11 protein-coding genes are annotated in these 11,657 nt (G+C 35.1%); 5 read left to right on the top strand and 6 right to left on the bottom strand.

What is annotated here, in order from left to right; genetic code table 11:
• Positions 1-212 precede the first annotated feature (212 nt).
• Positions 213-968 (bottom strand): IclR family transcriptional regulator, encoded by a 756-nt coding sequence (locus tag FC88_RS09945; protein WP_057815183.1) that lies wholly within the window; start codon positions 966-968, stop codon positions 213-215.
• A 92-nt stretch (positions 969-1,060) separates the two neighbouring features.
• The gene (locus FC88_RS09940) at positions 1,061-1,714 is read right to left on the bottom strand and encodes a bifunctional 2-keto-4-hydroxyglutarate aldolase/2-keto-3-deoxy-6-phosphogluconate aldolase (protein WP_057815181.1); all 654 of its coding nucleotides are present in this window, start codon (positions 1,712-1,714) and stop codon (positions 1,061-1,063) included.
• A gap of 230 nt (positions 1,715-1,944) precedes the next feature.
• Between FC88_RS09940 and FC88_RS09935 the strand changes: the two genes are divergently transcribed.
• Complete coding sequence (locus tag FC88_RS09935; RefSeq protein WP_057815179.1) at positions 1,945-2,865, top strand: aldo/keto reductase; 921 nt, start codon at positions 1,945-1,947, stop codon at positions 2,863-2,865.
• A gap of 112 nt (positions 2,866-2,977) precedes the next feature.
• Positions 2,978-3,604 carry an FMN-dependent NADH-azoreductase gene (locus FC88_RS09930; protein WP_057815177.1) on the top strand — a complete coding sequence of 209 codons (627 nt, stop codon included), beginning with the start codon at positions 2,978-2,980 and terminating at the stop codon, positions 3,602-3,604.
• 38 nt (positions 3,605-3,642) lie between these two features.
• On the opposite strand, the gene FC88_RS09925 is transcribed toward FC88_RS09930, so the two are convergent.
• The 3 genes from FC88_RS09925 to FC88_RS09915 form a co-directional block, all read right to left on the bottom strand.
• A complete protein-coding gene (locus FC88_RS09925) occupies positions 3,643-5,316 on the bottom strand; it encodes a glycoside hydrolase family 13 protein (RefSeq protein WP_057815175.1) in 1,674 nt (557 codons plus the stop codon).
• Between the two features lie 73 nt (positions 5,317-5,389).
• A complete protein-coding gene (locus FC88_RS09920; RefSeq protein WP_057815173.1) occupies positions 5,390-6,139 on the bottom strand; it encodes a YibE/F family protein in 750 nt (249 codons plus the stop codon).
• Complete coding sequence (locus FC88_RS09915) at positions 6,139-7,209, bottom strand: YibE/F family protein (RefSeq protein WP_057815171.1); 1,071 nt, start codon at positions 7,207-7,209, stop codon at positions 6,139-6,141. The genes FC88_RS09920 and FC88_RS09915 overlap by 1 nt, the downstream gene beginning before the upstream one ends.
• Before the next feature lie 379 nt (positions 7,210-7,588).
• Here FC88_RS09915 and trpX point away from each other — a divergent pair, with 379 nt between their 5' ends.
• The 3 genes from trpX to FC88_RS09900 are packed head-to-tail and all read left to right on the top strand — an operon-like array spanning position 7,589 to position 10,229.
• The gene (trpX, locus tag FC88_RS09910; protein ID WP_057815169.1) at positions 7,589-8,596 is read left to right on the top strand and encodes a tryptophan ABC transporter substrate-binding protein; all 1,008 of its coding nucleotides are present in this window, start codon (positions 7,589-7,591) and stop codon (positions 8,594-8,596) included.
• A complete protein-coding gene (locus FC88_RS09905; protein WP_057815167.1) occupies positions 8,593-9,483 on the top strand; it encodes an ABC transporter permease in 891 nt (296 codons plus the stop codon). The genes trpX and FC88_RS09905 overlap by 4 nt, the downstream gene beginning before the upstream one ends.
• Positions 9,480-10,229, top strand: a complete 750-nt coding sequence (locus tag FC88_RS09900; RefSeq protein WP_057815165.1) for an ABC transporter ATP-binding protein — start codon at positions 9,480-9,482, stop codon at positions 10,227-10,229. The genes FC88_RS09905 and FC88_RS09900 overlap by 4 nt, the downstream gene beginning before the upstream one ends.
• A gap of 77 nt (positions 10,230-10,306) precedes the next feature.
• Here FC88_RS09900 and FC88_RS09895 read toward each other — a convergent pair whose 3' ends face one another.
• Positions 10,307-11,350, bottom strand: a complete 1,044-nt coding sequence (locus FC88_RS09895; protein ID WP_057815163.1) for a hypothetical protein — start codon at positions 11,348-11,350, stop codon at positions 10,307-10,309.
• Positions 11,351-11,657: the final 307 nt, after the last annotated feature.

Raw genomic sequence — 11,657 nt, 5'->3', positions numbered from 1 at the left:
TCCAAGGAGCGATTACGCTCTTTTGTGTAAATATCAAGCGAATAACGAAACTAATAGATGGAAAATAAAGCAATATACGACGAATAGAAACAAAAAAATAACGATAATTAATCGAAAAATAGATTAATTATCGTTATTTTAGATTTCATCAAACACTGAGACAGACTTTTTCAGCAGTCTCGATTTTTCGATTGTTTTTTTATTAAATACTATTATAAAGCCTGTTCTATCTTCTTTTGTGTCTCAAGGACATAAGAAATTATTTGTTTTTTACGTTTACTATTCATTCTATAATCTGGTGTACTTACACTAAAAGCACCATAAACAATACCATTTTTCTCTAAAGTAGCTCCGATACAGACTACTTCATCTTGATTTTCTTTATCATCAATAGAATAACCTCGTTTTTTAGTAGTCTCTATTTGATCATATAAATCGGCAATACTTGTAACAGTATATTTAGTTAGTGGTTTTAAGGTTTCTTTAGATAAATATTCATCCAATTCATCATAAGTTTTTTTTGCTAATAATGCCTTACCCATTGCTGAACTATATAGATTTAGTTTCCCACCTATTCGAGATTTCAAATTTACACTCTGAGGGCTTTCCAGTTTTTGAAGATAGACGACCTTATTGTTTTGCTCAATTCCTAAATGAACCGTTTCTTCAGTTTCATCTCTTAATTCTCTAAGATAAGGTAATGCAATACGACTAATATCAAAGTCGGCTAATGCCCTTTGACCATACCCTATTAACTCGGTTCCAAAATAATATTTCTTTGTATCATCCGTTCTCCAAACTAAATTTTGTTCAGACATAGTATTTAAAATTTTAAGAGTAGTAGATTTGGGAGAATGTATTCCCTCGCTTATATCCTTTAGTGTTAAACCTGTGCCTTTCGACATCAAATAATCTAAGATAGTTTTTGCCTTTATCAAAACTGTCCCATATGTTTTTCCTTCTGTCATAATTAGTGTACCTTCCACGTTAAAACTTTATTAATTTATATTACAATTATAAATTAATGGTTTATTATACAGAAATTATAAACATTTTATCATTATTTTTTTGTCTTTTTTATTTCTGTAAATTCATCACAATATTTTCTAGCTATTTCGGTAACTTTATCAAAATCACCGTGGTCTGCTGGTGCGGTTAAAGAACTACCCGCTCCAACAGCAACAACTCCTTTAGCAAACCAATCCTTCATATTTTCAAGCGATACTCCACCGGTTGGCATTATATTCACTTGTGGCAATGGTGCTTTAACAGCTGATATATAATTCATACCTAATACACTTCCGGGAAATACTTTGACTATATCCGAACCGTAAGAAATTGCAGTTTGTATCTCCGTAACTGTCATACAACCTGGCATATAAACGATACCGTACAAGTTGCACATTAAAGCTACATCTTTATTAAAAGTTGGCGAAACAATAAAATCAGCCCCTGCCATAATTGCAATTCTTGCAGATACTGGCTCTAAAACAGTCCCCGCACCAATTGCTAATGAATCATCATGAGGATAGTCTGATTTCAATTTAGAGATTATTTTATCAGCATTAGGTGCAGTAAAAGTTACTTCAATACTTTTAATCCCACCAATAATACAAGAAATGGCAGTTCTATAAGCAGTTTCCATATCTTTTCCTCTAATTACTGCAACAACACCATTATTCTTAACATTGTGTAAAACGTGTTCCTTATTCATTATTCTGCCCCGTTTCTTTATAAGAAATTGTAATTACTAATAAGAAATTGGACACTTGTATTATAGCGCTTACATTAATTTATAAGCAAGATTTTATTCTTAATATCTATAAAAAATAAAATTTCTATTTTTATATCTTCAATTCGATGTAACCGCAAACAAACCAATTGACATCCCCCACAAAACCCACAATAATTAAGATGATACTGAAATATTGGAGGCAAAAATAAATGAAACAACGTTATATTGGTGATAGTAACTGGCAATCCTCAGCCATTGCACTGGGTATCATGCGTATGAACAGTTTGACAGTGGATCAGACCGCTAAAGCTATCGACACAGCTTATGATAGCGGTATCAACTTTATTGATTCAGCTGACATCTATGGTGGCGGGGATTCAGAAAAAATCTTCGGCCAAGCACTCAAGCAAAGCGGCGTAAATCGTGACCAACTATACATCCAGTCAAAAGGTGGCATTATTTCTGGCAAGAGATATGATTTCACAAAGCAACATTTGATTGATGCAGTTGATGGATCACTAGAACGTTTAGGTGTCGATTATCTTGACTCCTTCCTCTTGCATCGCCCAGATCCATTGATGGAACCTGATGAAGTCGCTGAAGCTTTCGATGAATTGCAAAAATCTGGTAAAGTTCGTCACTTCGGTGTTTCTAATTTTAATCCTCAGCAATTCTTACTCGTTCAAGAAGCAATCGACCAACGTTTAATGATCAATCAACTTCAATTCAGCATTATGCACACTGGTATGATTGACTTTGGCATGCACACGAACATGACTGATACTCGTTCTATCAATCATGATGGTGGTATCCTTGAGTTCTCCAGACGTATGGGCGTGACGATTCAAGCTTGGTCACCATTCCAATATGGCATGTTTGCTGGTACTTTCATCAACAACGACAAGTTCCCCGAATTAAACAAAGTTCTTCAAGAACTCGCTGATAAGTATGGTGTAAGTAAAAATGCGATTGCGGCTGCTTGGATCTTAAGACATCCCGCCAATATTCAAGTCATTATCGGTACTATGAATCCTGAACACATTGCTGATAGTGCCAAGGGTGGAGACGTAGATCTTACTAAACAAGAGTGGTACGACGTTTACTTCGCTGCTGGTAATGATTTGCCATAAGCTTTAAGAATTTATCACAATAAAAAGACAGTTATTTCATTTCTATTTTTTGAAATAACTGTCTTTTTTTAGTTTATAATGTAAATAAATTATTAAACAAGAGGAATTTCTTATGCCAAAAATACTTGTAATATATGCCCATCCTTTGACCGAAAAAGGTTCATCAACTCACGAATTATACAAATATTTTATCAATGCCTATCAAAAAGCTAATCCCAATGATGAAGTCCTAATTCACAACGTTTCTGAATACATGCCGTACCCTTTGAACAAATTTGCCGTGTCAATCTATAACAAAAAGTTAGCCAAATGTGACCTAAACGTCGATGAAAAACGTTTTAATGATGCTCGTCAAACGTGGATCGATGAATTCAACAACGCTGACAAATACGTCTTTGTCAATCCAATGTATAACCTCTTCATCCCTGCCGAAATGAAAAGTTACATTGATATGATCATGGCCTCTCACGATACGCTACATGGGTCATTGAACAAACTACACGGCAAAAAGGCAATTCACTTGCAAGCTAGTGGTAACAGATATCATAAGAATGCCTCAACTGACGACCCACAGATTAAAGATTTAGCCGATGAATATCTCAAGATGATGCTACATGTGATTGGCGTTGATGACTATTCTAGTATTTTCGCTGAAGGCATGGACGTTGACCCAATCAATGCTATTGAAATATTGGATAATGCTTATGATGAAGCTGAGATTGCTGGACAAAAATTTTAAAAAAGAGACTTGATATCGATTATCAGGTCTCTTTTACTTTATCTAAACAAGTAAACCTTCGATTCATAAGGTCTCAAATTCATATTTTCATCATCATCGTAATTGCTAATTAACAACTGACCATCTTTTTGACCATAATCACGAGTAATTTCTTTATCAGTAAAATTACTAATAACTAATAAAGTCTCATCGTTATAACGACGTTTATAAGCAAATACTTCTTCATCGTTTGGATCTAACAACTCATAATCACCATAAACAATCAAATCAGTCTTGTGACGCAAATCAATCAATTTCTTGTAATAACTAAATACTGAATCAGAATCTTCAATTTGATCTCGAGCATTAATCGTTTGATAATTAGGATTCAAATCAAACCATGGCTTACCACTAGTGAAACCAGCATTCTTAGTTTTATCCCACTGCATTGGCGTTCTAGCATTGTCTCTGGATTTATAGGACAAATATTTCAACATTGAATCTTTATCAACAATCTTCTCATCGTCCACAAATTCATGATAAGCGTTTAACGATTCGACATCTTCAAACTGGGAAAGCTTAGAATAATGAACATTGGTCATCCCTAATTCTTCACCCTCATAAACATAAGGAGTTCCCTGCATCATGTGCAGAGTTGTTCCTAACATTTTGGCAGCTTTAACACGATACTTAGGATCGTCAGTCGCAAATCTAGAAACCGCTCTTGGTTGGTCGTGGTTATTCCAATACAAGCTATTCCAACCCTTACCATCAAGTTCAGTCTCCCAAGTACTCAATGATTTCTTCAAATCTACCAATTTAATCTGTTCATCATACCATTTACCTAAACGTTTATCAGGATTACCAGACAATGCTACGTGATCAAATTGGAAGACCATGTTCAATTCATGCGAATCCAAACCAGTATATTTAATGGCATCTTCTGGTGTCGAATCGGGCATTTCACCAACCGTCATAACGTCATATTTTGATAAAACCTTCTGGTTCATTTCTTGTAGGAATTCGTTCAAACGCGGTCCATCAGCGACTATTTTCCCAACATCAGCGTATTTTTCATCAGGGGCTTTTTGACCATCTGGAAGTCCTTGCGGTTTAGAAATCAAATTAATAACATCCATTCTGAAACCATCAACGCCCTTGTCGAGCCAAAAACGCATAATACTCCAAACTTCATCACGTACTTTAGGATTTTCCCAATTTAAGTCAGGTTGTCCTTCGGCAAATAAGTGTAAATAATATTGTCCAGTAGTTTTATCAAATTTCCAAGTAGAACCATTGAAATATGAACCCCAGTTATTAGGTTCATGTCCATCTACTGGATCACGCCATACATAATAGTCACGATATGGATTATCTTTTGATTTTTTGCTTTCTTGGAACCACTTGTTTTGGTCAGATGTGTGATTTACAACCAGATCCATCATAATTTTCAAACCTAGACTATGAGCTCGTTGGAGCATTTGATCAAAATCATCCATCGTTCCATATTCCGGTTGAATACTACGATAATCACTAATATCATAGCCATTGTCTTTGTCAGGTGACTTATAAATTGGATTCAACCAAATCACATCTGCACCTAAATCTTTAATATAAGCCAAACGACTAGTTAAACCGGGCAAATCACCGATCCCGTCGTTATTACTATCTTGATAACTTCTTGGATAAACTTGATAGACGACTGACTTTTTCCACCAATCACTCTTTGCCATTTTCGAATTCCCCCTTTTATTCATTAACTCAATCTTAAAAGGAAAATCATTGTTTGACAACGGTTACAAAAAATTAGTTAGCGGTAACTTTTTTCGATTCCCGATAAACTAAATAAGAAGTAATCGGCACAGTCAAAATAACCCCAATTGTACAAATCAAAGTAGTCAACACCTCTGCCACCACTAACTTATCATTCACGATTTCACCTAACCCATAACCCAGTGAATGAATAACAAAGAACAATGGGAACGTCGATGAGAAGAAGTTGAACAATAACGTATTGGTTTGCGTATTCAAAATCTTGTTACCGACCGAAAAACCATCATTGAAGATTTCCATCGGTGTCAAAGTTGGCTTATTTTCGACGATTTCATTCAAACCACTCGTAATTGCAACACTAGTTTCCGAAATGACACCTAAACTGTTGATGACGATAATAGAAATGGCTAATTGAGGATATGAGATTCCCGCTGCCAAAGAAAATGATTCTAGTTCATCTTGGTTTTCAGCCGCTAAGCCTTGCGCATTGGCCCAAAATTCCAAAGGTATTGTGATCAATAAAATTACTACCATTATTAATAAAGACGTTTTGAAAGCCGTATTGGCAGTTTTTCCATTATCGACATTCATATAAATTGCTACAACTAAAATAACCATGGCGATAATTCCCGTCGTTATTAAAATATTGAAGCCATCAGCAATCAAAATTAACAAAGCCAAAACTGAAATCACATTGATACCTAACCCAAACAGTAAGGTAAACCCTCGAGTTCCCATAACCATCAACAATAAGACAACAAAGGTCAAAAATAGATACAACATTATTTCACCTTCCTTGTAATTATTCGACTAGCAATAAAGCTTGTTATCGGTACAGTCAAAACGATTCCAATTGCACTGATCAACAACTGAGTAATTCCTAAACTCAAAGTCATGTTTAGCGTGTAACCAACAGAATTGCCATTGCTTAAATATAGTAAAACTACGTTTAAATCTTCAGCGATTACAATAAATAGCAAAATATTAATCAATGGTCCTATCAGCTCTCTACCAATATTGATGCCCGATTTAAATAACTTTTTTTCAGCGATATCTTTAACTTCTTTTTTCATTTCAATCAATGACGAAGAAATATCCATCGTTTCATCCAAAATAACACCTAGAACACTGAAGATAACTTGTGACAAAAAGACGCTTAAGTATGGCTGCAGTTCAAAATCAGTCAGTTCCAAATGTATCCCACTATAATTAGACAATCCCAAGACAAAAACACTCAGCAAAATTGCTGCTGTCGTTGATAAAATAGTGCTCGAGTAAGCCATCAAAGCCTGATAGCTCGGTCCTAAGATAACTAATAACGCCGTTGCAGATATCAGCAAAGCCGTTATAACGGTTAATGGCAATAAAATGCTGTCATGAGTTTTAATAATGATTTGAACAAAACCATAGTAAATTACAGCGTTGATCAAAACACTAATAAATAACCTACGCCGGTCGAATTTCATGCAGAACAATAAGAAAATAACTAAGCCAGTGGCAAAGACAATAGTGGTATCACGCTTAACATTTTGTGGAGTATAGTGTTTACCTGATTTAGTCAAGATCACCTGTTGATCTTTTGTATACTTAGTATCGATCAACTGTGACTTGTAATACGTATTTCTAAAAGTCACTTTTTTGTGATTACGATTCAATAAAATTCCACTGACACGTTGAGTAATTTGCGTATCAGTATTTTTATATTGATCAGTCGACGTATCCTTATTTAAAACCTGAACTTCTTGGACCTTCATAACAGGATTTTTGTACAAAAAACTGTCGAAATGAGTAAAGACCGTTGCCAAAATGACTAACAGTCCAACTAATAAGAGTGTCCGTATATTTTTTTTCATAAAAATTCCTCGCATTTCTGCTGATGTCTACATTATATGTTTTTTCAGAAAAAAGTTAATAATTTTCGTATTAACAATTTGTGGTTGACAATCCGTGATTATTGAAATATATTTGAGACATCAAATTTGTTAGGAGAAAATATTATGAAATCATTTAACTCTCTAAACATCGTAAATGTTCGTTGGCAAAGCCGATAATTCAGATTGGTCCGAGATGGATTCAGTCTGAAGTGGATTGAATCCGTGTCGGCCTATTAAACTATGAAATTTTAAGCCCGCATGGATAAGTTTTAACAATTTAGCCATGTGGGTATTTTATTTTTTAAGACAATCCCACAAAATTCTGGGGTTGTCTTTTTTATTCGGGGGAGATTTTACGATGAAACATACGAGAAGACTTTACGTAACACTTATAGCACTAGCAATGTTCTTGATTTTTGCATATTTTTATACAGGAAGAGCTGACAGTCAGAAACAAAATGCCATCCCTAAAGTTGGTATCTTACAGTTGATGTCGCATCCAGCTTTGGACCAAATCAATAAAGGAATCAATGATACTTTGAAGAAGAATGGTTACGTTGACGGCAAGAATATCAAAATTGAATTCCAAAACGCCCAAAATGACCAAAGTAATTTACGGACTATCAGTAAACAATTTGTTCAAGACAATGTCGATGTAGCCGTCGGTATTGCTACTCCATCTGTTCAATCACTCAAAAACGCTACTTCCAAAATTCCTATCGTTATGGGAGCTGTAACGGATCCTGAAGGTGCCGGCATCATTAGTAACAACAAGAAACCGGGCAAGAACATCACTGGTGTTTCCGATCAAGCACCGCTCGAAGCTCAACTAGAATTAATGAAACAAGTCATTCCTAACCTCAAAACTATCGGTATTATTTATACATCTAGCGATGCATCCGCAACTAGTCAAATGAAGAAGATGCAAAAACTCGCTAAGAAACAAGGCCTTAATGTCAAAGTTTCCAGTATCAATTCTGTCAACGATATCCAACAAGTCGGAACTGCTTTAGCTGAGAGCGTTCAAACAATCTATGTTCCAACTGACAACACCGTTGCTTCTGGTATGAAACTACTATCATCTATCGCCACTAAACAAAATATCGCCGTTTTCCCAGCTGCTACAACCATGGTTAAAGATGGCGGACTCGCAACAGTTGGTTTGAGCCAATACGAACTCGGTGAAGAAACTGGTAAACACGTTGTCAGAATCCTCGAGCACAAAGAAGATCCTGCCACAACTCCTGTTACTTTCATGAAGAAAGGTCATTTAATGCTCAACGAAAAAATGGCTAAGAAACTCAATATTCAATTCTCTGACTCACTCATTAAAGAAGCTCAAAAGAAAGGACAAATCCTCAAATGAATCTAATCGTCTCTACTATCAGTCAAGGTTTCATCTGGTCCATCATGGCCATCGGATTATTCATCACCTTCAGAATCCTCGACTTTCCTGATATGACCGTAGAAGGAAGTTTTCCATTAGGTGCTGTAACAGCCGTCAGTCTAATTCAAAGTGGTCATTCAACGCTCTATTCACTCTTAATTGCCTTTATCTTCGGATGTTTAGCTGGCTTTGCGACAGCTTTTCTATATGCCAAATTAAACGTTCCTATCCTATTAGCTGGTATCTTAACAATGACAGCACTTTATTCCATTAATTTGAGAATTTTGGGTAAAGCTAACATGTCATTAACTAAATCTACTAATATCTTCAATCAATTTGGTTTAGATAAATTACCTACTAATTTCAACGGTATCATCTTAGGTATCATCATCATCGCCATTATTATTTTCTTATTGATCATTTTCTTGAATACTGAAAAAGGACAAGCTGTTATCGCTACTGGTGACAACGAAACAATGGCCGCATCCCTTGGTATCAACACCACTGTTATGAAATTCATCGGTTTGATGGTTTCTAACGGAATCGTCGCTATAACGGGTGGCTTAATTGCTCAACAAAACGGTTTTGCGGACGTCAACATGGGTATCGGTGTCATCGTTATCGGCCTTTCTGCCATCATTATCGGTGAAGTAATTTATCCCGATGTTTCATTAAGTATCCGTCTAATTACTATTGTTATTGGTAGTATCGTCTATCGTTTAATTTTGATGATTGTTTTACAACTAGGCTTCAATACCAACGATTTGAAGTTGATCTCAGCTATCATCTTGGCATTATGTCTAGCACTACCAACGATTCGTGCACAATTCTTAAAAACTATGAGAAATGGGGTTAAAACTAAATGAAACCATTACTAAAAATTAAACATGCCGTCAAAACTATTTACAATGACGACGATAATCTCAATATTCTCAATGACATCAATCTAACTATCAATCCCAAAGATTTCTTAGTCGTTTTAGGAACTAATGGTGCCGGAAAATCAACTTTACTAGACGCTATTACGGGAACTAACAAATTAACTTCTGGCCAAATACTTTTAAACGGAGACGACATCACTGGTGAAAATCTTGCCAAAAGAAGCCGTCACATCAGTCGAGTTTATCAAGATCCAAAATCAGGAACGGCTCCTCGAATGACCGTTGCTGAAAACTTATTATTAGCCAAGCGCCGTGGTTTACCTAGACGTTTAAGATTACGTAAGTTAAAAGAAAATATGCCCGAATTTCAAAAATTAATTTCCAACTTGCCTACTCTGGACAATCGTTTGAATACTTTCACTGAAAAGTTATCCGGTGGTCAAAGACAGACATTGAGTTTCTTGATGGCAATCATTCAACGTCCAGAATTATTACTGCTGGATGAACATACCGCCGCACTTGATCCTCAAACTAGCAAGGATTTAATGGAATTAACTAACAAGATTATTTTGGAAAAAGAATTGACTTGTATGATGATCACCCACGATTTATCCGATGCTATGAAATATGGTAATCGTTTGATTGTTTTGAAAAAGGGTGAAATCATCCTTGATTTAAATAAAGCCGAAAAAGATAAATTGACTGAAAGTGACTTGTTGCAATACTTTTAGCCACAACAAAAAGACGATACCTGCCATAGTATCGCCTTTTTTTAATGCTTATTTTGCCAAAATTTACTGAATTGTGATTAAAAAACGTCGCTTGCTTTAACCCATTCGTTTGTGGCTACTCGGTACATTTTTTCACCATTGATTGTAGCGTATTGGTCTGTATACCATTTTGAGTTAACACCCAAGGCACGGTTTGTAATCATCTTTCCTTCAAGAGTGTATAGACGCTTGTATGAACCGTTAGTTGTTGTAACTACGCCTTCATGTTTAACAGGTGCACTAGTCATCTTCTTAACAAAAATCTTAATGTCCTTGTTACCCTTTTTATCAAACTTGATTGTAGCATCTTTTTCATTTGTGAATGAATAACCCTTAGGTGCTTCAATCTTTGTTGAGAATGAGGCTTTTCCTGTTACTTGCTTGTAGCCTACTAAATTCTTTGAATTTTGATCAACGAATGTGATACGAACTCTTTGGATTGTATAATGTGCTCCTGATGGGCGGTGCGATGGTGCTGGTGTAGTTGGTGTCTGTGGTTGACTAGGAGTTGGTGCTGGTGTAGGAGTTGGTGCAGATTGTTTCTTTGTTACTTTAAAAGTTACAATACCCCTTTTATCAATTGCACCCTTTTGTACACCTACAAACTTATAATCTATAGGAGCATTATAGTTTGTTAACATTAACACAGTTTCATTGTTTTTTACATAAGTAATAATCATTGACCCAATAGTCGTGTTCTGTTCATCTACATATTTAATTCTAACCTTTTTATACTCATTGGTATTTACAGATAAATTTACCTCAATGCTACCATCTTTAATGGGAAAACTGGTAGCATTTGCCACATAGTAATCACTAGTATTTCCTACCATTTTTAGTTCATCGAACGATATTGAATTTTGATTTTTATTAACTTCCACTTCTTTTTTAAATCCTGGAATACTATCGACAATCTTTTTGCCATCAATATAGTATTGAACGTTAATCTTTTCTGTATCTGTAGACGCCTGACTCTGGTTTACAGTTTCTGCTGCCATAGTAGTAATGGTACCAACATTCACGCTCCCCAAAACGCTTGAAAACAATAGTCCAGATACAATTACAGTCTTAGCTAACTTCATAATTTTTCCCTCCGAAAAACAATTTTCCTTAATAAACTAATAAGGTAAAGCTAATATAATATATTTGGATTTTTCTAGCAATAAAAAAAAGCAATATTTAAATTTAGTTACTATAAATATTAGTTTAACAACAATTTAATTATCATTTACGTATTGAAACATTTTATATTAATATAAGAATTTCGTTATGTAACCGACAATTTCTAATATATTCTTAATAAAAAAACACACCGATTATGATTTGTGTTTTCTTCGCAAATTGCAAGAACAAGTTAGCCACTTTGGAAAAATAAAGAAAAGTTAAGAT

The organism is Companilactobacillus futsaii JCM 17355 (assembly GCF_001435505.1).
Lineage (GTDB): Bacteria > Bacillota > Bacilli > Lactobacillales > Lactobacillaceae > Companilactobacillus > Companilactobacillus futsaii.
This window is presented reverse-complemented; position numbering and strand designations above follow the sequence as displayed.

Excerpts from the sequence above, each read along its gene's own strand:
- FC88_RS09935 (WP_057815179.1), top strand. The coding sequence starts at position 1,945 with ATGAAACAACGTTATATTGGTGATAGTAACTGGCAATCCTCAGCCATT.
- FC88_RS09900 (WP_057815165.1), top strand. The coding sequence starts at position 9,480 with ATGAAACCATTACTAAAAATTAAACATGCCGTCAAAACTATTTACAAT.
- FC88_RS09905 (WP_057815167.1), top strand. The coding sequence starts at position 8,593 with ATGAATCTAATCGTCTCTACTATCAGTCAAGGTTTCATCTGGTCCATC.
- FC88_RS09895 (WP_057815163.1), bottom strand. The coding sequence starts at position 11,350 with ATGAAGTTAGCTAAGACTGTAATTGTATCTGGACTATTGTTTTCAAGC.
- FC88_RS09945 (WP_057815183.1), bottom strand. The coding sequence starts at position 968 with ATGACAGAAGGAAAAACATATGGGACAGTTTTGATAAAGGCAAAAACT.
- FC88_RS09925 (WP_057815175.1), bottom strand. The coding sequence starts at position 5,316 with ATGGCAAAGAGTGATTGGTGGAAAAAGTCAGTCGTCTATCAAGTTTAT.
- FC88_RS09915 (WP_057815171.1), bottom strand. The coding sequence starts at position 7,209 with ATGAAAAAAAATATACGGACACTCTTATTAGTTGGACTGTTAGTCATT.
- FC88_RS09940 (WP_057815181.1), bottom strand. The coding sequence starts at position 1,714 with ATGAATAAGGAACACGTTTTACACAATGTTAAGAATAATGGTGTTGTT.
- FC88_RS09920 (WP_057815173.1), bottom strand. The coding sequence starts at position 6,139 with ATGTTGTATCTATTTTTGACCTTTGTTGTCTTATTGTTGATGGTTATG.
- trpX (WP_057815169.1), top strand. The coding sequence starts at position 7,589 with ATGAAACATACGAGAAGACTTTACGTAACACTTATAGCACTAGCAATG.
- FC88_RS09930 (WP_057815177.1), top strand. The coding sequence starts at position 2,978 with ATGCCAAAAATACTTGTAATATATGCCCATCCTTTGACCGAAAAAGGT.